This is a genomic window from [Phormidium] sp. LEGE 05292 (assembly GCF_015207735.1).
In the GTDB taxonomy this organism is placed as follows: Bacteria; Cyanobacteriota; Cyanobacteriia; order Cyanobacteriales; family Aerosakkonemataceae; genus Floridanema.
Genome location: NZ_JADEWG010000013.1, coordinates 17,021 through 40,765 on the forward strand (window position 1 = coordinate 17,021; position 23,745 = coordinate 40,765).

A 23,745-nucleotide genomic window follows, 5' to 3' on the forward strand; every position below is an offset into this window, starting at 1 on the left:
ATGTAAATTTCAAAGTTGGTTTTGAGAGTTTTGTACCGCTTGTCTGATATTTCCTTGATTGTCAATTAAAAGTTTTTCGCTTTGTTGTCGATCGCATCCTGTCCAGTGCATTAGTAAGGCTAATTTGACATTTTTGCCACTGCGTTCTAGTAAATTCGCAGCAGCATCTCTGTTTAAATCGGTAAGGTCTTGAATAATTCGCAAAGCTCGATCGCGCAATTTACTGTTAGTAACTGCGACATCGACCATGCGATTGCCGTAAACTTTCCCCAACTGTACCATTACTCCAGTGGAGAGAATATTTAAAGCCATTTTAGTCACTGTTCCGGCTTTTAATCTCGTAGAACCTGCTAAAATTTCTGGCCCAACTAACAACCGAATGTCAATATCAGCATCGCAGCTAAATTGTTCTTGAGGAACGCAAGCGATAAAAATAGTAGTAGCGCCGCGACTTTTGGCAGCTTGCAGGGCACCGTGAACAAAGGGCGTAGTTCCACCAGCAGTGATTCCCACTACTACATCTAACTGAGTGATTTCTTTTTGATCGATCGCAGCTGCGCCATCTTGGGCCCGATCTTCCAAAGCTTCCGAACTCCGTACCAAAGCATCTGCACCCCCAGCGATAATTCCCTGTACCAAATCTGGAGGTGTACAAAAGGTGGGGGGACATTCTGCTGCATCTAAAACGCCCAAACGCCCGCTAGTACCTGCGCCAATGTAAAACAGCCTTCCGCCTTGGCGTAAAGATTTGGCTGTGGTGTCGATCGCTTCGGCGAGGGGGAGACGGGCTTTAGCGACCGCGGCAATAGTTTGCCGATCTTCTTGATTGAACAGATCCACCAATTCCAAACAACTTAACTGATCTAAGTTTTGACTATTCGGGTTAATCTGTTCAGTCAAAAGATGACCACGTTCTTCTAATTGTTTCATTGCATCTCACAAAATTAAAGTAATCCTTCCAGCCTACGGCGAATCTTATCCAATTCTGCATCTGACATTTCTGATGCTTCAGATTCTTCTGACGCAGCCAAATCTGGTTCTTCATCGAACTCATCATCAAACTCATCATCAAACTCATCATCTATTTGCCAATCAGTTTCTTCGACGTTCATATCTGGAGGTAGAGTTAAAGCGCCGTCTGGGACTAGTTCCCAGTCATAATCAGCACTTTCACAAAACGCCTTAATTTCGCGATCGTCCATTGATTCCACCGATGCAGCTGGAAAATCTTGGGCTTCCAGCATCAAACTATAGCGGGTAGCATCGTCTTCTGACTCGAACATCAGCACTTTATTGCGATCGCCAATCTGAAGGGTGTGGATTCCCTCATTGTCTGTACCAGCATTGAATAATAGAACGAATACACGCATGGTCATTACACTTTACTTTTGCGCTCATCAGTTATTTATATTACTAATCAAGGGCGATCTTATTGGTAATTAGTCAAGTTTTGAATTATAGGGGCGGGTTTAGTAATTAACTTTCTTGACAAACCATAAATTATTGGTAAAACCTGCCAATACTTCCCCTCGTCCCCCTGTATCCTTGTCTCCTTGTCTCCTTGTCCCCTTGTCCTTGACTTCTGCCAAAAGTCTCTTGGCTAATTCAATCACTCGACGTATGATAACAGGTTAAAGATTTCTCATAGTTGAGAGAAAGCAATGAATATTGAAGACGCTATTTTAGAAAAGCTGAAAATTTTACCTGTAGAAAAGCAACAAGAAGTATTAGATTTTGCCGAATTTTTAGCCCAAAAGGTTGAAGTTACTAACCATTCAATTAAAGAAAATTGGCGTGATGAACCGTTTGTTGGGATGTGGCAGCAGCGCGAAGAAATGAGCGATAGTAGTGCTTGGGTGCGTCACACTCGCCAACAGGAATGGCGGGAGTGAGAATGAGTCAGCGAATCTTGATTGATACGGATGTTTTGATTGATGTTAGTCGCGGCATAGAAGGAACAATCGCTTTATTAGACAATACCGCAGCGATCGCTTCTTTAGCTGTTAGCGTTATTACCCAAATGGAATTAATGGTTGGATGTAGGAATAAATCTGAACAACAGATTCTAGAGCGTTTTTTGCGTAGATTTGAAGTAATTCATATTAATGAATCTATTTCAACTCAAGCGGTTAAATTGTTACTTCAATATCGCTTGAGTCATGGTTTATTAATTCCTGATGCGTTAATTGCTGCGACAGCTTTAGTAACAGGGTACCCTCTGTTAAGTAAAAATCAGAGTGATTATCGCTTTATTCAAGATATAAATCTTTTACCATTTAATCCATGAATTGTGCAGAAGTGGTATAAAATGCTGTTCAGCTAAATTCTGGTGCTATCTTAAAGGATGTTTGAAAAGATTCTGGCGGTTAAAACTGCGACTATACAAACTCTCGTCTGCTTGACACGGACTTTTAGAATAGGAGAATTTTGGAACCTGTGAAGGGCAGATTTTGTCTGTATAGCCAATGACTTTAGTTGCAGCAGCGACGATAATTACAAATTTTCAGACAACCGCTTAGCTTGTCAGGTGTGAGGTTGAAATGACAAATTCCCCAAATTCGGATAACGAAACCGAACAAAATCTAAATCGCCGTGTGTGGCTGTTGTGGCTAAGTCGCGCTGGGCTTGGTTTTGGTATAGTTGTACTGATTGGTGTGCTGGCTGGTGCTTGGTGGGCGTGGGTTTTTATTAACCGAGAGTTAGCACCGCTGGTGGAAAAAAATGTTAGCGATCTGCTACAAAGACCTGTAAAACTGGGCAAGTTAGAAAATTTTACGTTAAATAGTTTACGGTTTGGCCCTTCTAGTGTACCGCCAACGGCGACAGATACCGATCGCGCTTCCGCCCAAGCAGTAGATGTAAGTTTTAATCCTCTACAATTACTTCTTACCAGAACTTTAAATCTCGATATTACTTTAGTTAATCCTGATGTTTTTATTGAACAAACTCCTGATGGACGTTGGATTAGTACCCAAATTAAACAATCTGAAGCAAAAGGGGCAATTACTACTAATGTAGATTCAATTCGGGTTAGTAATGCTAATGTGGTGCTACTTCCCCAAGCGAAATTAACTAATCCCAGAGTACCAGTTAATATTAATCCGATTTCTGCGACTGTAGACTTTTTAGATAAGGGTCAAAGATTTCGCTTTAATGCTGAAGGGCAAATTGCCCAAAAAACTAATAATCAATCATCTCAGACTAATCCAGCTACTTTTAGAACTAATGGCGAATTTTTATTACCATCTCAACAGTTAAATGCTCAAGTACAAGCACAATATATTCCGGTTCAAGAGATCGATCGCTTAATTCAAATTCCTAATGCTAATTTAATCGCAGGTCAAGTCAACGGTAATTTAACAGTCAAATATAATCCCCAAGAAAAACCTTTTGTTTTGGGAGTTGCCAGTTTACAAAATGTTTCTGTCACCAGTCCCCAATTACCAGCACCAATTATTAATACTAATGGGGTAGTTAACTTTACTGGCAGAGGATTAAACTTAAATAATTTCTCGACATCTTTAGGACAAATTCCCGTTCAACTTGGGGGAAGTGCTGATTTAGATAAAGGGTTAAATTTAGATGTTATAGTTCCTAATGTTAATGTGGCAAACTTGACGCAAACTTTCAAAGTTAAACCACCAGTTCCCGTGATAGGGGAAATCAAATTAGCCACAAAAGTAACTGGAACTATTGAATCTCCAACTATTTTAGGACGAGTTAATACAACTAAACAAACCCAAGTTGATAAACTGAATTTTCGGGATATTAGCACTAACTTTGCTTTCGCACCCCAAACAGGCGAATTAGTAATTTCTAATATTCAAATTTCCCCAATGGCTGGGGGAAAAATTACAGGTAAAGGTAATGCTAAATTAGGTCAACCTGGGGCAGTAGCGTTAGATTTACAAGCGCAGAATTTGCCTGGTGATGCGATCGCCAAAATCTACAACGTCAATCTTCCGGCTAACATCAATATTGGCAATGTTAATGCCCAAACTCAAGTCTCTGGCCCTTTAAATAATATTCGCATCGCCACGAATTTTCAAGCACCCCAAGCCACCTATCCTTTAACCGGACAAGTAACAGTTAATAATGGCGAAATTCGCTTAAATAATGCGATCGCCCAAGTACCAGGCGGCGATGTTCAAGCATCAGCCAGAATAGCGAATAGGAGTTGGCAAGCCACAGTGCAAGCCGCCCAACTGCCAGTTAATAGCATCTTAGCAATTACTCAATCAACTAACCAAAACCAACAACAAAAACCACCAGAAATTCCCCCATCCATCCGCCAAGGAAGAATTAGCGGAACCGTAAACTTAGCCGGAAATCTTGACTCTTTCCAACTAGGAAATATTCAAGCAACCGCCCAAGCAAACTTGCAAGTAGCAGGGGGAAACATTCGCGTTAGCCAAGCACAATTAAACCAAGGAAAATGGCAAGGTTTAGTCAACGCTTCCGGCATTAACCTAGCACTTTTCCCCCAAGTTCCCCCACAATTTAGATCCAATTTTAACGGACAATTCCGCGTAGCCGGAAATCTCAACGCCCCCACAACAAATATTCAAGCAACTGGACAAGGAAACATAAACATTGCAGGTGGAAATGCCCAAATATTGCAAGCAGCATTGAATGATGGCAATTGGAATGCTACAGTTAGAGCTAACAGGATTAACTTAGGACAATTAGCCCAAGTTCCCCGCGAATTACAAGCACCTTTTAACGGAGAATTCCGTTTATCAGGTAATTTAAACGCAACTGATACTAATAATATTAAAGCTGTAGGTTCGGGAAATATTCAAGTTGCTGGCGGTAATGTTAACCTTCGCAGTTTAGAACTAAATCAAGGTAATTTCCTGGCAACTATTGCAGCCTCAGGAGTGCAATTAACCCGTCTTCCTCAAGTACCAAAAGAATTACCAGTTGGCGCATTTAGCGGACAATTTCAAGTTGCTGGAAACTTAAACGATCTTACCGCCCAAAAAGATCGATCTCCCCTGAATCAAATACAAGTTTCTGGACAAGGAAACGTACAACTTGCTGGCGGAAATGTGCAACTGCGCCAATTCCAATTAAATCAGGGGAATTTCCAAACTTTAGTTGATGCAAATAACGTTCAAGTAGCGCGTTTTCCCCAAGTACCAAATAATTTCCAAGGTACATTTAATGGACAATTACAAGCCAGAGGAAATCTAGCCAATTTAACAGCCCAAAATGCTCAATCTCCCTTGAATCAAATTCAAGCGACTGCCAGAGGGACTTTGCAAACTCCCACCGGAAATTTACAACTGCAACAAGTTGAATTAAATCAAGGAAATTTCCAAGCAAGAGTAACAGCAAACAACCTGCAATTATCGCAATTTAATCAAGTACCAAAAGGTTTTCAAGGTATATTTAGCGGTGAATTACAAGCCAGGGGAAATCTTGATAATTTAACTGCCAAAAATGCCCAATCTCCGTTGAATCAAATCGAAGCCAACGCTACAGGAAATCTGCGAATTGGTGCGGGAAATTTACAAATACAACAGTTGCGATTAAATCAAGGCAACTTCCTCGCCAGAGTTAATACAAATAATTTTCAATTGGCGGCTTTACCGCAAGTTCCCCAAGGATTTAGAGGTGCATTTACCGGACAATTAGAAGCAGAGGGAAATCTGGATTCATTAACGAATACTAAATCAAATCAATCTCCTCTTGCGGAAATTCAAGCCAACGCCCAAGGAGTTTTAACCATTCCCAATGGTGGCACAGTTCAATTACGCCAAGCAACGTTAAATCAAGGAAACTGGCAAGTAGCTTTGGATGCTAACCGCTTACAACTAGCAAGTTTACCTCAAGTACCGCCGCAGTTTCAAGGAATATTTACTGGGGAATTGCAAGCATCGGGAAATGTTGCCAGTTTGACCCAGAAAACCGATACTCCGCTATCAGGAATTGAGGCAATTGGTAGGGGAAGATTACAAATTGCTGGTGGTGTAGTTGATATTAAAGAAGCACAAGTAACCCAAGGGCGTTGGGCGGCTGCTGTTAATTTAGCCCAAGTGCAATTAAATCAGTTTTCTCAACAATTAAAAGGTGGAGTTAGTGGTGATTTAAGAGTCGGAGGAAGTTTAGCTGCATTAACTCAACCAAAGGGTTCGCCTTTAACAGATATTCAAGCAATTGGTGATTTAAACTTTACCCAAACACCTTATTTAAATCGTCCTTTAAGTGTAGCATTTCAATGGAATGGTCAACAGTTAGAAATTAAACAGGCGACAGCACCAGGACTTAATGCAAGTGGAACAGTTACAGCGAGTTTTGACCGAAATAATACACCGCAAATTGCTAACCTGAATTTAAATGTTCAAGCGGAAGATTTTAATTTACAAACTCTGCCAGTAGCGTTACCCAAAAATGTGGCTATAGCAGGTTTAGTTGATTTTAATGGGCAAATTTCAGGTCAGTTAAATGCGTTAAATATAAATGGTCAAGTTGGATTACAAAATTTAGTAGTTGGTGAGTTTAAATTTGACCCAGATTTGCGCGGGAATATTACTGCAACAGCGGGTAGGGGAATAAATTTACAATTGCAAGGACAACAAGACCAAATTGCTGTTCAGTTAGACCCAAATTACAAACCTGAAAGTTTACTATTCCGCCGGGGTGACATTTTAGCACAGGGAAGAAGACAGGGCGATTTATTCTTGTTAGATTTGGCAAATGTGCCTGTAGCAACGGTGAAAAATTTAGCCCAAAATTTTGTCAATTTACCGCCAGATATAGCTACTCAACAAGTTAGCGGAAACCTTTCAGGAAATTTGGCGATTAATTTTGATACATTAAGTGTAGAGGGGCGAAATGTTGCGATCGCACAACCCAGAATCGGAGATTTACAAGCAGATTCTCTAATAGCTGATTTCCGCTACGCTAACGGAACATTAGAAATAATTAACAGTCGATTACAACAAGGTGAAAGTATTTATGCCCTCAGTGGTAGAGCAACTCAACTGTTAACTCAAACTCCCCAAGTCCAAGGAAAAGTGACTGTTGAGAAAGGCAAAATTCAAAACATTTTAGCCGCAGTTGATTGGTTTAATTTACAAGGTTTTGGTAATCGAGGAGGAAACATTGGTAGCGCCGCTAATGTGCCAACTATCCCAGTAGGAATACCAAATGCTCCTTTAAGGACGCAACTCCAAAGATTTGCCGAAATTATCTCTTTACAGCAACAAGAACTAGCAGAAAAACAAAGAGCTAACACATTACCAGATATTACAGAATTGCAGGGTAATTTTAGCGGGACTGTTGATTTTGCAGGAACTTTACCCAGAGATATTCAAGCTAGTTTTAATCTCCAAGGCGATAATTGGTTATTAGGTAATTACAAAGTTGAACAGGTACTAGCACAAGGAACTTATAATCAGGGTAATTTGAATGTTCAAAGCTTAAAATTAGCATCCCAAAATAGAAGCGTAGCATTTACGGGAACTTTGGGAATGGATAAACAAGATGGAGTATTACAAATCCAAAACTTCCCCTTAGAACCAGTCAACAATATTTTACAGTTACCTGTGTATGTCACCGGAAATCTAGATGGAACAGTTAATATCAGGGGAGATTTAAATAACCCTTATGCTAGCGGTCAATTAACAGTTAAAAATGGCACTGTAGATGGTACAAAGATCGAATCCGCATTAGCGACTTTTAGCTATCAAGATGCTCGGTTAAATCTTGATTCTCAAGTATTAATCAATCCACCACAACCAATTGTAATTGCTGGTAGTGTTCCTTTGAAATTACCCTTTGCCAAAGTCTCGCCAGCTAGCAATGAAATTAGTCTTAGTGTCAATGTCCAAAACGAGGGATTAGCATTAATTAGCCTGCTGACAAATCAACAAGTGCGATGGGTAAATGGTACGGGACAAGCACAATTAACAGTGGGGGGAACTTTAGAACGTCCAGTACCAAAGGGATTTGTAAACTTGCAAAATGCTACTCTTGGCGGTCAATTACTGGCAGAAGATTTGAATAATGTGAAAGGAGTTATCCAATTTGAGGGCGATCGCATCACTGTAGAAAATCTTACAGGTAACTTCAAGCAAGGACAAGTAATAGCCCAAGGAACCATTCCCATTTTCACACCTTTAGACTCTCAAGACCCAGCCCGTCAAAATCCTCTCAATATCACCCTTGACCAAGCGAGAATTAACCTGAGAGGATTGTATGGAGGTTTGGTTGATGGTAGAGTAACTATAGTGGGTTCAGCAGTCAATCCGCAAATTGGTGGACAAGTAAACTTACTTGATGGTCAACTTTCTTTACCGCAAACTCCCGCTACCGTCGCCACTGTATCCCAAACAGCACCCCCCAGTCAAACTTTAGTTATTGAATTTGACAATTTCCAAATTGGATTAAGCGATCGAGTTGATATTACCTTACAACCAATTCTCGCCTTCCGAGGTAGCGGTACTCTAAAACTTGACGGTTCTCTCGATAAGCCCCGCCCAGAAGGTCAGATCGCATTACGACGAGGTTCAGTAAACTTATTTGCCGCCCGCTTTAGACTAGAACGCGGTTACGAAAATGTGGCTGTGTTTGTTCCCGAACGAGGTTTCAATCCCTTTTTAAATGTACGATTGATTACTAACGTTTCGGAAGTAACTAGTTTTCGCTTACCTGCACCAGCTTTTAGTTCAGAAGTTAGTGATATTCCCGCTACAGGTATGGGCAGTTTACAATCAGTCAGGGTAAGGGCAACTGTTAATGGCTGGGCGAGTCAATTAGGTGTAAATCCTGAATCTAATACGGCAACATCTCAAATTATTGAACTAACCAGCGATCCTCCCCGCACTGAATCAGAAATTGTGGCTTTAATTGGTGGTAGTTTTATTAATAATCTCGGTCAAGGTGGGGGTGGTGTTGCCGGGTTAGCCGGACTTGCTAGTTCTGTAATTTTACCCGGTTTAGAAGGATTTTTTGGCGATCTTGGCGAAAGACTGGGGTTAAGCGAGTTTCGCATCTACCCAACAGCAATAACTTCTGGAAAAGAAAATAGTGACTCAGTATTAGGTTTAGCCGCAGAATTTGGGGTTGATATTACTAATAATTTATCAGTCTCAGTCCTGCAAATTTTAACTGAATCTCAACCAACTCAGTTTGGTTTACGTTATCGTTTTAATCCAGAATTTACCTTGCGCGGTTCCACCGATTTTTCTGGTGATACTAGGGCAGTTCTTGAGTTTCAAAAAAGATTTTAGTCTTCGGTTCGTTGTGTGGACTTTAGTCCTTTTATTTGAAGAAAATACGACTGAAGTCGATACAATGAACCTAGATTTACAAAACAAAATTCTCCACTGTCTTAAAAATGGAACACAACTTGCTTGGTTGATAGATATAACTCGCCAACAAATTTGGGTTTGGCAAGCAGATGATTTGCCAAACATTTTTTCCGGCGCAGACATTTTGCCCAGTTTGGGGGAAATACCACCACTTACAGTTAATGCGATAATGGGAATGACTGGCAGGCATTGAAGAAAAATTTTGAGCGCGTTTAAATTAAGAAAGTTGATCTTGAGAAATAGGGAACCTGATTTGGCTAAAGATACGCATTAGTATGGCGATCGGACTGGATATATAGTTGGGGAAATCTGATGTACGTTCTTTTTAACTGAGATCTTGCACAACGAGGCGGAGCCTCTATTTCTCGTTACCAGGTTGAACCTGGGAACGAGGTGTTGGGAGGTTCGATCTCCTTACTGGAGGAAGACCTGAGTTTAACTTGGTAATCGTAGATTTTTTTCACAACATACTCTACAGCGCCCCAAATGAGAAATAAATGGTGGAAGATAAAGCTACACGGACTGGATTCTTAAACATACTTTTGAAGTGGATTGCTTCAAAAAATGGACATCCCGATCGAACATCTTCCAGTTGCCGAACACTTTCACTGCGATCGTATCTTGTCCTGCTTGTGGCAGGTACTTTGCTTCCGGTTGTGTTATTTGCTGTTGCTGTTGTTTATAAGTTGTCAAGTCAGGAACAGGCAGCAACGGAGCGGCGGATACTTCTAGCTACCCGTAACTTAGCTGCGATTGTAGAGCGCGAACTTTCCGGCACAATTCGGACGCTTCAGGTACTAGCAACTTCAGAACGGATAGAGCAAGGAAACCTGAAAAACTTTCACCGCGAGGCGAGGCGAGTCGTACAAACACAACCCTCTTGGATCGCTGTGATTCTCCTCTCACCAGAAGGGCAGCAGGTTGTAAATACTACACGACCGTTTGGTACGCCCTTGCCTCAAGCTAGAGAGCCAGCCAGCCTACGGCGCGTTGTCGAAACTCACCAGCCGACTGTCGGCAATATCTCCCCTTCAATATTTAAACCCATAAGGTTGGGCTTCCCAGTTCGTATTCCAGTAATGCGGAATGGCAAGCTTCAATACATACTCACGGCTGTCATTAATCAAAAGGCGATCGCTAATGTCGTCAGCGATCAAACCAGCATTGATGGAGAATGGACGCGCACAGTAGTTGATGGAAAAGGGGTTGTAGTCGTTCGCACCCGCGATCCAGAACGCTTTGTTGGGCAGCGGGGAACACCATCTTTTTTGAAGCGAATCTCAGAGGCAAACGAAGGAATTTACCGCGATACGACCTTAGAAGGAAGGAAGGTCTACGTTGCCTTCAGTCAGGTCGATGATACTCCTTGGACAGTTGCTATTACTGTACCCGTTGATGTGATTCAAGGGCCAGCCCGACAAGCGATGTGGCTGGTGATTGGGTCTGGTTTAGCTTTGCTTTTGGTCAGTGGTATCGGTTCCTTCATTCTCTCCCGATACATTTCTCTGAGCATTACTTCGGCTGCTTTGGCTGCGGAAGCATTAGCAAAAGGTGAGTCTCCCCAAATCAAACCGCTCTTGATTGAAGAAGTGGTATTTTTAGGGCAGTCTTTGGAATTTGCGGCTAACTTGTTGTCGCAGCGAGAGCAGGAACGGAATGAAAATTTGCAGCGGGCGGAAGCGGCAAGAGAAGAAGCTGAGGCTGCTAACCGAATGAAGGATGAGTTTTTAGCTGTGTTATCCCATGAGTTGCGAACGCCTCTCAATCCGATTCTTGGTTGGTCTAAATTGCTTCGAGGTGGAAGATTAGATGCTGCTAAGACGGCTTTTGCTTTAGAAACGATCGAGCGTAACGCCAAACTGCAAACCCAACTTATAGAGGATCTCTTAGACGTTGCTCGGATCATGCAAGGTAAACTAAGCCTGAAAACGGTTCCAGTTAACTTGGTATTTACTATTAATTCTGCGATCGAAACGGTGCGATTAGCGGCTGAAGCTAAGTCGATCGATTTGCGATTTACCACTTTGGATTTGGGATTAAACAATGGCGACTCCCAAAATCCCCAATTTCTAGTTTTAGGAGATTCCGCCCGCCTCCAGCAAGTGATTTGGAATTTACTCATCAATGCGGTTAAGTTCACACCGGAAGGTGGACGGGTGGAAGTGCGTTTGTTGCGTGTCGCTTCACAGGCTCAAATTCAAGTGATTGATACTGGTAAAGGCATCGATCCGAATTTTTTGCCATTCGTATTTGAGTATTTCCGTCAGGAAGATAGCAAGACAACCCGTAAATTTGGGGGTTTGGGGTTGGGACTGGCAATTGTGCGACATCTGGTGGAACTGCATGGTGGAACAGTTCAAGCAGATAGCCCTGGAGAAGAACAGGGTGCAACGTTTATAGTCAGCTTGCCATTGTTAAGAGATGAAGGCATCAAAAACACAGATGAATCAAGTGACTCTTCATCTTTAACGCTTCAATCCGCACCTCTGAAGGGGCTGCGAGTTTTAGTGGTTGATGACGATCTAGATATGAGAAATTTTCTTATCTTCACCTTAGAGCAAAATCATGCGATCGTCACTGCTGTAGGATCTGCAAGAGAAGCATTGCAAGCTTTGGAAGAAAAAACTTTCGCTCTGCTGATCAGTGATATTGGTATGCCAGAGATGGACGGTTATACGTTGATGCAGCAAATTCGTAGCAGGTACTCTCAACAAGACCGACAGGTGAGGGCGGTAGGCAAAGCTATGCCGAAAGCGATCGCGCTGACAGCTTATGCTGGAGAGCACAATCAACAACAAGCTCTCCAGGTTGGATTTCAGCTTCATCTCGCCAAACCTGTAGAACCGCAAGCATTAGTTAGAGCGATCGTAGACTTAGTGAACAGTTGCCAAGAAAAGCCGTAATTCAGCTTTTTAAGTACTTTTAGCTAATTGGCTATTTCTGCTGCATTCCACTAATTTGGACTGAAAATTGTCAATCTATTATCCTGTTGATTTGTGAGTTTTAACGTATATAGAAATAGAGTTAAAGTTAAGTTCATATATTTTAGATTAACTTTTACTCCCTAAGACAGATGACTTTTTTAGTGTTTTAGCTTTGGTACTGCACTTAAAGTTACATTAGGAGAAAAAATTAATTCTATGGCTAAGATTAATTTTCGAGTCGCTTTGTTTCTGGGAAATTTTGGAGGCGGAGGAATCGAGAGAGTTACAGCCCGACTTTCCCATCAGTTGGTAAAGTTGGGTATACAAATTGACTTAATATTAATTGACGTAGACAGTACACATCTGTGGCAAATGCCATCAGAATCCCGCATCATTAATTTGAAGTCTTCCGGTTTATTCAAAAGTCTTCCGAAATTAGTTCGGTATTTGCGTCAGGAACGTCCATCAATACTTTTTGCAGCAGACCATTTTGCTAACGAAGTGGCAATTTTGGCCTGCTCAATTGCCAGAGTTCCAACTCGCGTAATTGTCTCAGAACGTAATCAGTTGTCCAAAACTGCCCGAAATGGTAGTCAACTCAAAGCTCGGTTAGCTCCTCTGTTAACTAAACTCTTGTATCCTCTGGCAGACGGTATTCTGGCAGTTTCTCACGGTGTTGCTAAAGACCTAGCTCACGTAGCTTCTTTGCCTTTAGAAAAAATAGAGGTTATTTACAACCCCGTCAATCCAGAGATGTTTGTCAAAGCCAAAGAGCCATTGGATCATCCTTGGTTTGCACCTGGGGAATTACCTGTAATTTTGGGTGTGGGCAAATTAGAAAAGCAAAAAGATTTCCCGACGTTGATTCGAGCCTTTGCCAAGGTGCAACAGCATAAACCATGCCGACTAGTAATTCTCGGTTGGGGGCCAGACCGTCCAAAGCTAGAAGCACTGATTCAGGAATTGGGGTTAGAGGACGTGGTTGATCTGCCGGGGCACGTCAATAATCCTTATATGTTCATGGCGCGATCGGCTGTGTTTGCATTATCGTCCGTCTGGGAAGGATTGCCTAATGTTCTGATTGAAGCGATCGCATTGGGGATACCAGTGGTATCAACTGATTGCGAGAGCGGACCCAGAGAAATTCTTGCAGGTGGAAAATATGGCTACCTAACTCCTGTAGGAGATAGTGAAGCTCTTGCGGAGGGAATTTTACAAGTTTTGTCTGGTAATCCAAAAACAGTTGATTCAAATTGGCTTAACCAGTTTGATGCAGAAACTGCTACCCAAAAATATCTAAAACTTTTCCAGTTCATTCAAACAAAGCAAGACCACCAGAGATTACACGGTCTAAAGCCAGACATTATTATGAGTAAAGTGAACTCCTGAACCTCCCAAGACTCGTTCCCCGGTTGAACCTGGGAACGAAAAACCAAGGCTCTGCTCAGGAGTGCAAGATGTGAGTTGAAGTCCAGTTATTATAGTCTTGATGGACTAATTTCCGAGGATGAATTGCCAAAGACAATTCGTAAGATTGACAAGCCTAAAATTATTAGAAATAGAACTAAACCAATTGTGCAAGCGTAACTAATTTCTAAGTTACGAAAAGCTTGATCGTAAAGGTAATATACAACTGTTTTAGAACTGTTTCTTGGCCCTCCTTGGGTCATAATGTAAACTTCTTCAAAAACTTTGGTTGCGGAGATTGCCGAAATTACTGCTACTAAAAATAGATATGGTTTCATTAAGGGAACGGTAATATCCCAATGTTTTCTGAGTCCGTCAGAACCATCGATCGCAGCTGCTTCGTAAAGGTCATTAGGAATAGATTGTAATCCAGCTAAATAAATTACCATGTAATAACCTAATCCTTTCCAAATTGTCACTGCCATGACACTAAAAAGTACCCAATTTGGACTAGTTAACCAGGGAATCCCCTCGCTAAAACCAATTATTTTTATTATTTGATTTATTAAACCATTTTCAGCATAAAGCCATTTCCAAGCTAGTCCAGCAACTACCATTGAAATAATTACAGGTGTGTAATAAGCGGCGCGAAACCAACTAATTCCTCGGAGTTTTTGATTAACTAAAATAGCCAATCCCAAAGGTAAAAATACTAAAATTGGCACAACAACAACTAAATAAATTAATGTATTTCTAAAGGTTTGCCAAAAGATTTTATCTGCTATTAAACGTTTAAAATTGGCTAATCCTATCCATTCTGGCGCTTGGGTAATATCATATTCGTAACGAGTAAAACTGAGATAAAAAGCTTGTAAAGCAGGCCAAATTACTGTTAATCCTAAAAGGATAATGGCTGGTAATAAAAATAAGTAGGGAGTCAGTTGTTTTTGGTAATTATTCATCGGTGATTGGTCATTTATTAAACTAGGAAAAACCTTCAACTTCTCTCCCCTGCAACCTAAACTAGCTACTTAAATAGCTAATTCTACTGGCGATCGGCATTCGCCAACCAGTACCAAAGGCGCGATCGGTTATTTTTAATCCTGGGGGCGCTTGGCGGCGCTTAAATTCTGCTCTAGAGACTAACTTTACTACTTTTTCGACTACAGCAGCGTCGTGTCCTGAAGCAACAATTTGCGCGATCGATTTATGGTTATGAATTAGCTTTTCTAAAATATCATCTAATACTTCGTAAGGTGGTAAAGAATCTTGGTCAACTTGTCCGGGTTTTAGTTCGGCGCTAGGGGGTTTTTCTAACACATTTTCTGGGATAATTTCCCCATAACGGTTTAACCATTTACAAATTGAATAAACGCGAGTTTTGGGTACATCTGCGATCGCAGCTAATCCCCCATTCATATCACCATAAAGGGTACAATAACCCACTGCCATTTCTGATTTGTTTCCGGTGGAAATTAGCAGATAACCAAATTTATTGGCAATTGCCATTAACAAGTTTCCCCGAATTCTAGATTGGATATTTTCTTCGGCAATTCCAAACTCTGTTCCGGCAAAAACATTGATTAAACTTTCATCGTAAGCGTGCATTAAATTGGCGATCGGTAAAGTGTGGGTACTAATTCCTAAATTCCTCGCTAATGCTAAAGCATCTTTCACAGAATGATCGGAACTGTAAGGTGAAGGCATTAACACGCCCAACACATTTTCTGCACCTAACGCTTCTCTGGCGATCGCAGCGACTAAAGATGAATCAATCCCTCCACTTAATCCAATTAAAACTTTAGAAAAACCACATTTATGAGTGTAATCTTGCACGCCTAAAACTAAAGCTGACCAAATTTCCTCATCAGCATTTTCTGGTTTATTGGCTATAGTTCCAGAGACTAAATCTTGATTTTTTTGATCAAATTCTATAATTGCTAACTCGGTTTCAAAACTAGCTAAAGCGCAAATTAATTCTCCTTGGCGATTTACCGCAAAACTACTTCCATCAAAAATTAAATCATCATTTCCGCCAATTTGATTTGTATAAATAATTGGTTGCTGATATCTAACAGCGCTGTGACTTAACATTGCTTTGCGTAAGTCTGGTTTTCCTACACAATAGGGAGAAGCTGAAACATTAACGGTAAAATCTACGCCTATTTTTGCTAAATCTGCGATCGGATTTACTGCGTAACTACGCTTTCCCCAAAACTCTTCGTCATTCCATAAGTCTTCGCAAATAGTTACACCAATGCGAATTTCATCTAAAATTAAGTAATTCGATTCTAATCCTGGTTCAAAATAACGCTGCTCATCAAAAACATCATAAGTCGGCAATAACCGTTTATGAAATATCTTTTGTATCTTGCCTTTTTCTAACAATGCGATACTATTAAATAAAGGCTTGCCTCCCGTAAATTCCGCCTGGGTGTTTGGTTCAACCGTACCCACTAAAACAGCTAATTTTTCTGGTAAATCTTCGGCTAACTTCCCTAATACAGTTGCCATTCCCTCGACAAAACTAGGCATTAATAATAAATCTCTGGGTGGATATCCACATAGACAAAGTTCTGGAGTTAACAACAACCGCGCACCTGCATCAGCAGCTTTTTTGGCAGCTTTGAGAATAGCTTGGGCGTTGCCAGTCAGATCACCAATAATGGGGTTAAGTTGAGCGATCGCTATTTTCATAAATTCTCATTTGTCATTTGTTATTTGTCCTTTGTTATTTACCAATGACTAACGATCGATAACTCAGGACTATTAAATAAATACCAAAGGTTTATCCTTAAACGGGACAAAAGCTTCGGCATCAAATCGATATAAACTAGCTGGACGACCTGCACCACGAGAAACTTTAATTCCTGTATCGCATAAAAAACCTAATTTTAACAATCGAGAGCGAAAATTGGAATAATCAGAAAAATTTTCGCCTAATACAGTAGTATAAAGCTGATAAAGGTCATTTAACGTAAAAACATCTGGTAAAACATCAAAAGCTACGGGACTATATTCTAGTTTATTTCGTAACCTTTGATAACCGTATTCCAATATTTTCTTATGATCGAAAGCTAATTCAGGAACTTGTTGTATGGGATACCAAGCAATACCACTTACACCATCAGCAATTAACTCTGCTTCCGCAAATCTCACTAAAGCAAAATAACTTACCGATAGGTAACGAACACCGAAACTATCTGGTGCTTCTCTGGGGTCACGACCTGGCCCACCAAAGGTATATAATTGTTCTAAATATAGATTTTTGACCCGAATTTTTTCCGCTAAAATTCGATAGGCAGCATCCTCTAAAGATTCCCCCTGTCTGACTAAAGTTCCGGGTAAACACCACTGACCTAAAAATGGTTCATCATGGCGCATTACTAACAAGACTAACAAGCGATTTTGCGAGGTATCAACGGAAAAAATCGCGTTATCTACCCCGACTTTAAAATCAGCTAATGCCTGTTTTTTCACCGGATATGCAATTTTTCTCGTGGTGCGTTCTGACATTCGTATAGTTTCTCTCGATCAATATATTCTTCAATAGTCGGCGTTAAAGTTGTCGGGTCTTTATGTTGACGATAAGCTGTAGAAGAAACATTGGGGCCATTTAGAGACGCGATCGCTACTTTCGCCCCTAAATTTTGCAATTCTCCCAAACTAATCTCTTCTATAGGAGATCCTGGACGAGGTACGACCAACAATTCCACTTGCCGCAACAAATCTTCAACTCTATACCAACGTGGTAGCTGTGTTACCAAATCCGAACCTATAATTAATGTCAGTTCACCATCAGGCCATAAACTTTTAGCTTTTTCCACAGTTTCCAAAGTTCGAGGACTACTTAATTCTTGATGTAAACCAATATTATATCTCGGAGGATCGATATCCTTAATTAATAATCGCAACATTGTCGCCCGATGTTCTAACGGTGTTTGGTGTGATTTAAAAGGATTATCCGAAGCCCAAACTGCTACCCAATCAAAATGTTGAGATAGCCAATTCATGATTGCTTGATGTCCAGTAGTTGGTGGATCGGCGCTTGTGCCAAAAAGAGCAATTGTTGTCATAGGTAATTGGTATTTGGTAGTTGGTAGTTTAGCTTTTAACGTTTGGTTTTTTCGGTTAATTCCCTGAGTGCTGAAGAAATTTCTACTGGTATCTGTTGGGGTTGATTTAATTTGCGGGTTGCAACTGGTAAACTAGCAACAGAAGTCCTGGTACGATCGCGAATTTCCGCCAAACTTGCTGGAGGTTTTACCCTTTGACCTTGCTTCATAAATAGTTGCAGCAAACCTTGTTCTCCCTCTAAACTTTCGTTCATTAATCCCAATCGATCGCAGTGAATTTCTCCCTTTTCCCAACGGCGAAAAATTTGTTTTCGACCGGGATAAGTAACTTTATTACTCGATTGTTTCATTGTGGGAATGCCATCAATTTCCACCAGTTTATAAACACCACCCACAGGCGTTCCTGTAACTAATTTTGTTCCTAAACCATAACCATCAATACAAGCACCAGCCGCTTTTAATTTAGCAATTTCCCATTCATCTAAATCGCCGCTAGCGAAAATGGCAACTCCTGGTAAAAGCGATCGTACTTCTTGCGATAAACTGGTTAAATTCCCCGAATCTAATCGCACACCCGACAATTGCATTTCCCCAGCATCGATCTTTTCTAACAACATTTGGGCAGCAGCAACAGTATCGTAAGTATCTATCAGTAAAGGTGCATCCGGAAAATATTCATGAAACGCCTTAAAAGCTTCTTCCTCACTACCAGAAGTCGCCGTTAACGCCATCACAAAAGCATGAGCCATTGTACCACTAGGCTTTTGCCCCAACTTCAGCGCCGCCAACACATTCGATGTCCCATCAAATCCTGCTGCTAAAGCCGCTCGCGCTGCCCACAACGCCCCTTGAGGACTAAAAGCCCGTCGCGTGCCAAATTCCAGCAAAGTCGCCTCTGAGCCAGCTATATCTCTGATTCTCGCCGCCTTAGTCGCAATCAAACTTTGATAATTCAGTGTATTTAATAGATAAGTTTCCACAATCTGCGCTTGCCACAACGGTGCTTCCACCCGCAACAAAGGCTCATTAGCAAACACAGCCGTTCCCTCTGGTACCGCCCAAATATCCCCAGTAAAACCGGATTCTGCTAAAAGTGACCAAAATTGGGCAGGCGCTTGCCGAAAAATCCCTGTCGCCCGTAAAGCATTGATTTGGGCAGGGCTAAAGCGAAACCTCTCCAAATAATCTAAGGCTTGTTCTAAGCCCATTGCAATTAAATAACCAAAACCTTCTGGTAATTGGCGCACAAATAACTCAAAACTAGCCCGCTTTTGATCTAATCCTTTACCAACATAACAAGCCGTCATCGTCAGTTGGTAAAGGTCAGTCAACAAGCTATAATCTTCAGGTGAGAGCGCCAGTTCCCTATCCTCAAAGGTTTCTGCCACTTGAGTTTTTTCTGGAGCTAAGCATTTCCAGTCCGGGGCAACAGTCATAGCCCAACTTCCTAGTTAAATTTGATTAATCTAATTATAGTAAATTTCACCAAAATATTGTCAAGGTATTTTTGTAAATTTTGTATGAATTGGGGATTGGGGACTGGGAAATAGAGGAAATGTTATTTAATTTGTAAATTTCTCTCTTTCTTCTCTCTCTCTTTCTTTCCTTCGTGTCCTTCGTGTCTTCGTGGTTCAAAAAAAATCTTTGTCACAAATCGATAAGATTGCTATAGATTTAAAATTAATAGGGAGCAAAAGAAGAATATAAATTTCTCCCAGTCCCCAGTCCCCAATCCCTAAAATTATGGAAAGAGGTCTTTTTTGGTTGCCGTTGCTAGCATTATTTATTTGGTTAGCTTGGGCGGGTTGGAATGAATATCAAAAATTAGAAGCTTACCGTATTTGGGCCGAAAAGTTCGATCGCGCCAAGTATGATATTTATGCTGTGCTTGGGCAAAAGGGTTGTGATGTAACTTGGGGAAAACCGACGCGCCAAGAACCTGCAAATCTGCAAACTTTTTCCTTGAAAGATGTACAAGAGATTCGGTTAATTGTGGACGATCGCATATACAATTTAGCAGATCCCCCAGCAAAAGGTCGGGCTATTGCTTTGGAATTTCTATTTTTTAATTCTCTTAATTCGGTGCGAATTCCATTTACAGAACTTGCTTTGGCTGTGGAATGGGGAAATGCTTTACAGCAAGATTTGCCTGGTTAGTTGAGAAGGCAGAAGGCAGAAGGAAAGAAGGGTTTTATTTAAATTGAGCCTTTTTTAGCTGTGTAATTTATAAAGTGCTGCATTGGTTAATTAAGTTTAAAAAGAGGACTATAGTAGGACTAAAGTCCTCACAACTAACTATTGTTTTCCGGTGGCTTTTTCTACGAGTGATTTTGCTTCTTGAATTATGCCTTTATCTGGTTGGGTTTCTTCGTAAGCTTCTAAGTTTTCTTTGTATTCTTTTTCTAAACCTTGGGGATTGTTCAGGGCGTTAATTTCTTGGTCGTAAGCTTTTTCCCGTGCGGTTTCTGATTGATTAGAATTGTCTTTTTGTGTTTGTATTGGCTGCCTTAGTGAGGGGGCTGCTGCTAAACTGTTTTGTGCTGGAAAAAGTACGAAAACTGATAGACTTAGTAAAACTATTAAAGTTGAAACCAAAACTTTGTGCAAGGATTTTTGTAAGTTAGAAAAAAGGTGGTGCATATTAACTGGCTCCTAATTTTTTTGCCCAAAATTATAGTATTTTTGATTAAAAAATTTTGCTTCTACCAAAAGATACATTCAACCTGCCGAGAAAATTACAGATTGTTAACTAAAGGTAGTTTTACTGTGAAGGTTGCGCCTTTTCCTTCTCCTTCGCTTTGGACGTAGATCACTCCGCCATGTAATTCTACGATATGGCGGACGATCGCTAAACCAAGACCTAAACCACCGTATAATCTAGTAGTTGAACCATCCGCTTGACGAAAACGATCGAACACGAAAGGAAGAAATTCTGGTTTAATACCTATACCTGTATCTGTCACTTCAATAACTACAAATTTGAGATAAGAAGATGCACAAGCAACTTTTTGTTCTTCAGTTGTCTTTTGCCACTCTTCTACTCTCAAATTAATCGCAATATTGCCTCCGGCTGGTGTAAACTTAATGGCGTTAGATAGCAAGTTCCAAATCACTTGTTGTAGACGATCGCTATCTCCTAAAATTTTCTCTTTAACTTCATCGTGGACAAATTTAAATTGAATTTGTTTAGCTACAACAGATGGCAGACAGATGTTAATTACTGTTTCTATAATTGGGACAACATCTATTAAACTAATTTGTAGATGTAGCTTTCCTGTAATAATTTCAGATACATCAAGGATATCTTCAATTAACTGTTTTTGTGACCTAGCGTTGCGTTCAATTGTTTCTAAAGCTTTGGCAACAATGCTATCACTTAGTTTACCACTACGCAAAACTTGCGACCAACCAAGGATGGCATTTAATGGGGTGCGTAATTCATGAGAAACTGTGGTTAAGAAATCATCTTTAATGCGATTTATTTGAGCTAATTCTTCAGATTGTTTAATCAAGGCTTCTTCCATGTTTTTGCGATCGCGTAGCGCCGCTTGCTGTTCGCTAATTTCTGTAGATATACCACAAATTCCGTATAGTACTCCATCGCAATTATAAAGGGGACATTTTAAAGAAATAAATGTCACAGATTGAGAGTTAAATATACCAAATTCTTCAAATTCTAAAGCTTTTCCCAATTCAATTACTTTTTGCTCATTATAACGATATGTTGCTGCTATTTCATCAGGTAAAAAATCATAATCTGTTTTACCTAAAACTTGTCCTCTAGAAATATTGAAAATAGTTTCACATTTGTGGTTAAATAATAAATAACGCCCCTCTAAATCCTTAATATAAATGGCAGAGTAAGAGTTTTCTACTATTCTATCTAACCAAGATTGACTTTGCCACAATGCTGCTTTTGTTTCCTCAAGTTTAGTGATATACTCAAGACATAGTTTTTGATCTTGGGGAATTTCTACTTTAGGTTTTAAGGAAATTTTGCTTTGTAATAGAGTTACTGGAGTGATGAATAAAAAGCTTTGAATTAAGAAAAGAGAAGCTTGAATGAATTCTTCTCCCCCTAAGAGTAAGGAGTTGAGGGGAGGTAGGAAAAAATAGACGATCGCCAATCCTGTTAATAGAGTAGCAAAAATTGCTGCTTTTAATCCACCATACCAGGCAGTAATAATTATTGGACAAAAAAACAGCACGAAAGCACTTGTTGTCACATCAATTACTTGATTCAGTAAATACATTATTGACAAAACAAGTATCTCTATTACAAGAGTTAATCCATATAGGTGAAAGCCGGAAAAAGCGATTCTCTGCATAAATCTCTCTCTAATAAATAATGGTATTTCATCCCATATATTCTATGTTTTCCTAAACACAGAGAGCTTTTACATCAATCATAAAGATGATTTTTTATGGGGGCTTTATCTTCCTATTGGGAGAGTTATTATTTTGGTTCTATAAAATCCAGAAGTAAATAAATTAATTTTTAGTTAATTATGGGCAGTTTTTTTCTATTATATCCATAATAACTCTATTTAACGAAATTATTGAAATGTTGCTTCACAGATTCGCCGGAAATGGTTGCCTCTTTCTTCAAAACTTTTGTATTGATCGAAACTAGCACAAGCCGGAGAAAGGAGAACAACTTTAGCATGATATTGTTTTGCTAGTTCAGCAGATTTAGGAATAGCACGTTCCATCGTTTCAACTATTTCATATCTCGTATAACCAATTTCATCAAGACGTTTGGCAAAGGCGTTTGCGGCATCACCAATGAGTAAAACTGCGGCTGTTTTGGCTTGAATCATACTCATCCAACCTGTGTCATCTCCGGCTTTTGCTTCGCCGCCTGCGATGAGTATTGCTGGGGCTGAAACTGCATTTAATCCTACTTCTGCTGCATCATAATTGGTGGCTTTACTATCGTTAATAAAATCAATTCCTTGCCATGTACAGATGTGTTCTAAACGGTGGGGAACTCCGGGGAAATTGTCGATCGCTTTAGCGATCGCATCTTTTTCAATCCCCGCCAAACAAGCCGCCGCTACCGCCATAAGGAGATTTTGTTGGTTATGATCTCCCACCATTTTTAAAGCATTAGCTGGAACAATCTTCTCTTCGTCAAAAATCACCCAGCCATCTTCGATATAAGCGCCTTTACCATTAATTAACTCAGCTTTTCCTTTAACATTTGTCCAGTAAGCATTAGGAAAACGGCTGGGTGCATTATTTTGTAAATAAGGATCGTTTCCGTTAAAAATTTGCTGCTCAGATTGCGCTAATAAATGAGCCTTAATGTTAAAGTAATTTTCTAAGGTTTTGTGACGACTTAGGTGATCGGGAGTGAAAGTTGTCCAGACACCAATGCGAGGTGCAACTGAAGCGGAAGACTCGATTTGATAACTGCTAATTTCAGCAATTACCCAATCGGGGGGAGTTTCGGCTAATGCTAATTCACAAGCGGCAAAACCGATATTACCGCAAGCGGGAGCATTCAATCCAGCAGCTTGAAATATCGCTGCAATTAAAGCGGTAGTTGTAGTTTTTCCGTTAGTTCCAGTAATAGCTACCCAAGGAATATTTCGCAGATATCGCCATGCTAATTCCATTTCGCCGATCGCTTCTATTCCCAACTCTCTGGCGCGGATTAAAATTGCTGCATCCCAAGGAACTCCGGGACTAACTACTATTAATTTTGGTAATTCGGGACTGTCCAATTCTAGGGAATAACCTAATTTAACCTCAATTCCTTCGCTAATTAGCTGTTCTGCTTGCTGTTGTAAGTTGGGGTTGTTGTTGCGATCGCTTACTGTAACTTGCCAACCTTCTCTTTTCAGCAGTCTTGCAGCAGCATTTCCCGACCTTCCCAAACCAATGATATGAGCAATAGGCATAAGTTAAATGGTAATTCCCAGATTTTTCCCGTTTATAATATTACAGCCTAATGGGCTTTTTGCAATTCATTCTGTTGAAACCGAAGGGAAAACCTCTAAGTTTTTAGGGATA

17 protein-coding genes are annotated in these 23,745 nt (G+C 40.4%); 7 read left to right on the forward strand and 10 right to left on the reverse strand.

Features of this window, described 5'->3' with window-relative positions:
• Positions 1-9: 9 nt before the first annotated feature.
• Positions 10-930 (reverse strand): N-acetylmuramic acid 6-phosphate etherase, encoded by a 921-nt coding sequence (murQ, locus tag IQ264_RS06085; protein ID WP_193979585.1) that lies wholly within the window; start codon positions 928-930, stop codon positions 10-12.
• A gap of 14 nt (positions 931-944) precedes the next feature.
• Positions 945-1,370, reverse strand: a complete 426-nt coding sequence (locus IQ264_RS06090; RefSeq protein ID WP_193979706.1) for a DUF3110 domain-containing protein — start codon at positions 1,368-1,370, stop codon at positions 945-947.
• A gap of 291 nt (positions 1,371-1,661) precedes the next feature.
• Between IQ264_RS06090 and IQ264_RS06095 the strand changes: the two genes are divergently transcribed.
• From IQ264_RS06095 to IQ264_RS06120, 6 genes are all read left to right on the forward strand, one after another.
• Positions 1,662-1,892 carry a DUF2281 domain-containing protein gene (locus IQ264_RS06095; RefSeq protein WP_193979587.1) on the forward strand — a complete coding sequence of 77 codons (231 nt, stop codon included), beginning with the start codon at positions 1,662-1,664 and terminating at the stop codon, positions 1,890-1,892.
• A 2-nt stretch (positions 1,893-1,894) separates the two neighbouring features.
• Positions 1,895-2,287, forward strand: coding sequence for a type II toxin-antitoxin system VapC family toxin (locus tag IQ264_RS06100; RefSeq protein WP_193979589.1), 393 nt, complete (start codon positions 1,895-1,897; stop codon positions 2,285-2,287).
• Between the two features lie 253 nt (positions 2,288-2,540).
• Positions 2,541-9,239 (forward strand): translocation/assembly module TamB domain-containing protein, encoded by a 6,699-nt coding sequence (locus IQ264_RS06105; RefSeq protein WP_193979591.1) that lies wholly within the window; start codon positions 2,541-2,543, stop codon positions 9,237-9,239.
• Between the two features lie 64 nt (positions 9,240-9,303).
• Entirely contained in the window at positions 9,304-9,513 is a 210-nt protein-coding gene (locus tag IQ264_RS06110; protein ID WP_228061325.1) for a Uma2 family endonuclease, read from the forward strand.
• A gap of 304 nt (positions 9,514-9,817) precedes the next feature.
• Complete coding sequence (locus IQ264_RS33640) at positions 9,818-12,223, forward strand: ATP-binding protein (RefSeq protein ID WP_193979593.1); 2,406 nt, start codon at positions 9,818-9,820, stop codon at positions 12,221-12,223.
• A 237-nt stretch (positions 12,224-12,460) separates the two neighbouring features.
• A complete protein-coding gene (locus IQ264_RS06120) occupies positions 12,461-13,633 on the forward strand; it encodes a glycosyltransferase (protein WP_193979595.1) in 1,173 nt (390 codons plus the stop codon).
• A gap of 89 nt (positions 13,634-13,722) precedes the next feature.
• On the opposite strand, the gene IQ264_RS06125 is transcribed toward IQ264_RS06120, so the two are convergent.
• The 5 genes from IQ264_RS06125 to IQ264_RS06145 all read right to left on the reverse strand — a co-directional run bounded on the left by IQ264_RS06125 (position 13,723) and on the right by IQ264_RS06145 (position 19,163).
• The gene (locus IQ264_RS06125; protein ID WP_193979597.1) at positions 13,723-14,613 is read right to left on the reverse strand and encodes a carbohydrate ABC transporter permease; all 891 of its coding nucleotides are present in this window, start codon (positions 14,611-14,613) and stop codon (positions 13,723-13,725) included.
• A 61-nt stretch (positions 14,614-14,674) separates the two neighbouring features.
• On the reverse strand, positions 14,675-16,348 hold the full coding sequence (locus IQ264_RS06130; protein ID WP_193979599.1) for an NAD+ synthase: 1,674 nt from the start codon (positions 16,346-16,348) through the stop codon (positions 14,675-14,677).
• Between the two features lie 72 nt (positions 16,349-16,420).
• Complete coding sequence (locus IQ264_RS06135) at positions 16,421-17,167, reverse strand: NUDIX hydrolase (protein WP_193979601.1); 747 nt, start codon at positions 17,165-17,167, stop codon at positions 16,421-16,423.
• The gene (locus IQ264_RS06140; RefSeq protein WP_193979603.1) at positions 17,128-17,727 is read right to left on the reverse strand and encodes a nicotinate-nucleotide adenylyltransferase; all 600 of its coding nucleotides are present in this window, start codon (positions 17,725-17,727) and stop codon (positions 17,128-17,130) included. The genes IQ264_RS06135 and IQ264_RS06140 overlap by 40 nt, the downstream gene beginning before the upstream one ends.
• 35 nt (positions 17,728-17,762) lie before the next feature.
• Complete coding sequence (locus tag IQ264_RS06145; protein WP_193979605.1) at positions 17,763-19,163, reverse strand: nicotinate phosphoribosyltransferase; 1,401 nt, start codon at positions 19,161-19,163, stop codon at positions 17,763-17,765.
• 307 nt (positions 19,164-19,470) lie between these two features.
• On the opposite strand from IQ264_RS06145, the gene IQ264_RS06150 reads away from it, so the two are divergent.
• Positions 19,471-19,884 carry a hypothetical protein gene (locus tag IQ264_RS06150; RefSeq protein ID WP_193979607.1) on the forward strand — a complete coding sequence of 138 codons (414 nt, stop codon included), beginning with the start codon at positions 19,471-19,473 and terminating at the stop codon, positions 19,882-19,884.
• A 138-nt stretch (positions 19,885-20,022) separates the two neighbouring features.
• Here IQ264_RS06150 and IQ264_RS06155 read toward each other — a convergent pair whose 3' ends face one another.
• The 3 genes from IQ264_RS06155 to murD form a co-directional block, all read right to left on the reverse strand.
• Entirely contained in the window at positions 20,023-20,367 is a 345-nt protein-coding gene (locus IQ264_RS06155) for a hypothetical protein (protein ID WP_193979609.1), read from the reverse strand.
• A gap of 95 nt (positions 20,368-20,462) precedes the next feature.
• Entirely contained in the window at positions 20,463-22,055 is a 1,593-nt protein-coding gene (locus IQ264_RS06160) for an ATP-binding protein (RefSeq protein WP_193979611.1), read from the reverse strand.
• Between the two features lie 228 nt (positions 22,056-22,283).
• Positions 22,284-23,633 (reverse strand): UDP-N-acetylmuramoyl-L-alanine--D-glutamate ligase, encoded by a 1,350-nt coding sequence (gene murD / locus IQ264_RS06165; RefSeq protein WP_193979613.1) that lies wholly within the window; start codon positions 23,631-23,633, stop codon positions 22,284-22,286.
• Positions 23,634-23,745 lie beyond the last annotated feature (112 nt).

What these genes read in the sequence shown, in the direction of transcription:
- murQ (WP_193979585.1), bottom strand. Translation starts at nt 930, where the DNA reads ATGAAACAATTAGAAGAACGTGGTCATCTTTTGACTGAACAGATTAAC.
- IQ264_RS06090 (WP_193979706.1), bottom strand. Translation starts at nt 1,370, where the DNA reads ATGCGTGTATTCGTTCTATTATTCAATGCTGGTACAGACAATGAGGGA.
- IQ264_RS06095 (WP_193979587.1), top strand. Translation starts at nt 1,662, where the DNA reads ATGAATATTGAAGACGCTATTTTAGAAAAGCTGAAAATTTTACCTGTA.
- IQ264_RS06100 (WP_193979589.1), top strand. Translation starts at nt 1,895, where the DNA reads ATGAGTCAGCGAATCTTGATTGATACGGATGTTTTGATTGATGTTAGT.
- IQ264_RS06105 (WP_193979591.1), top strand. Translation starts at nt 2,541, where the DNA reads ATGACAAATTCCCCAAATTCGGATAACGAAACCGAACAAAATCTAAAT.
- IQ264_RS06110 (WP_228061325.1), top strand. Translation starts at nt 9,304, where the DNA reads ATGAACCTAGATTTACAAAACAAAATTCTCCACTGTCTTAAAAATGGA.
- IQ264_RS33640 (WP_193979593.1), top strand. Translation starts at nt 9,818, where the DNA reads ATGGTGGAAGATAAAGCTACACGGACTGGATTCTTAAACATACTTTTG.
- IQ264_RS06120 (WP_193979595.1), top strand. Translation starts at nt 12,461, where the DNA reads ATGGCTAAGATTAATTTTCGAGTCGCTTTGTTTCTGGGAAATTTTGGA.
- IQ264_RS06125 (WP_193979597.1), bottom strand. Translation starts at nt 14,613, where the DNA reads ATGAATAATTACCAAAAACAACTGACTCCCTACTTATTTTTATTACCA.
- IQ264_RS06130 (WP_193979599.1), bottom strand. Translation starts at nt 16,348, where the DNA reads ATGAAAATAGCGATCGCTCAACTTAACCCCATTATTGGTGATCTGACT.
- IQ264_RS06135 (WP_193979601.1), bottom strand. Translation starts at nt 17,167, where the DNA reads ATGTCAGAACGCACCACGAGAAAAATTGCATATCCGGTGAAAAAACAG.
- IQ264_RS06140 (WP_193979603.1), bottom strand. Translation starts at nt 17,727, where the DNA reads ATGACAACAATTGCTCTTTTTGGCACAAGCGCCGATCCACCAACTACT.
- IQ264_RS06145 (WP_193979605.1), bottom strand. Translation starts at nt 19,163, where the DNA reads ATGACTGTTGCCCCGGACTGGAAATGCTTAGCTCCAGAAAAAACTCAA.
- IQ264_RS06150 (WP_193979607.1), top strand. Translation starts at nt 19,471, where the DNA reads ATGGAAAGAGGTCTTTTTTGGTTGCCGTTGCTAGCATTATTTATTTGG.
- IQ264_RS06155 (WP_193979609.1), bottom strand. Translation starts at nt 20,367, where the DNA reads ATGCACCACCTTTTTTCTAACTTACAAAAATCCTTGCACAAAGTTTTG.
- IQ264_RS06160 (WP_193979611.1), bottom strand. Translation starts at nt 22,055, where the DNA reads ATGCAGAGAATCGCTTTTTCCGGCTTTCACCTATATGGATTAACTCTT.
- murD (WP_193979613.1), bottom strand. Translation starts at nt 23,633, where the DNA reads ATGCCTATTGCTCATATCATTGGTTTGGGAAGGTCGGGAAATGCTGCT.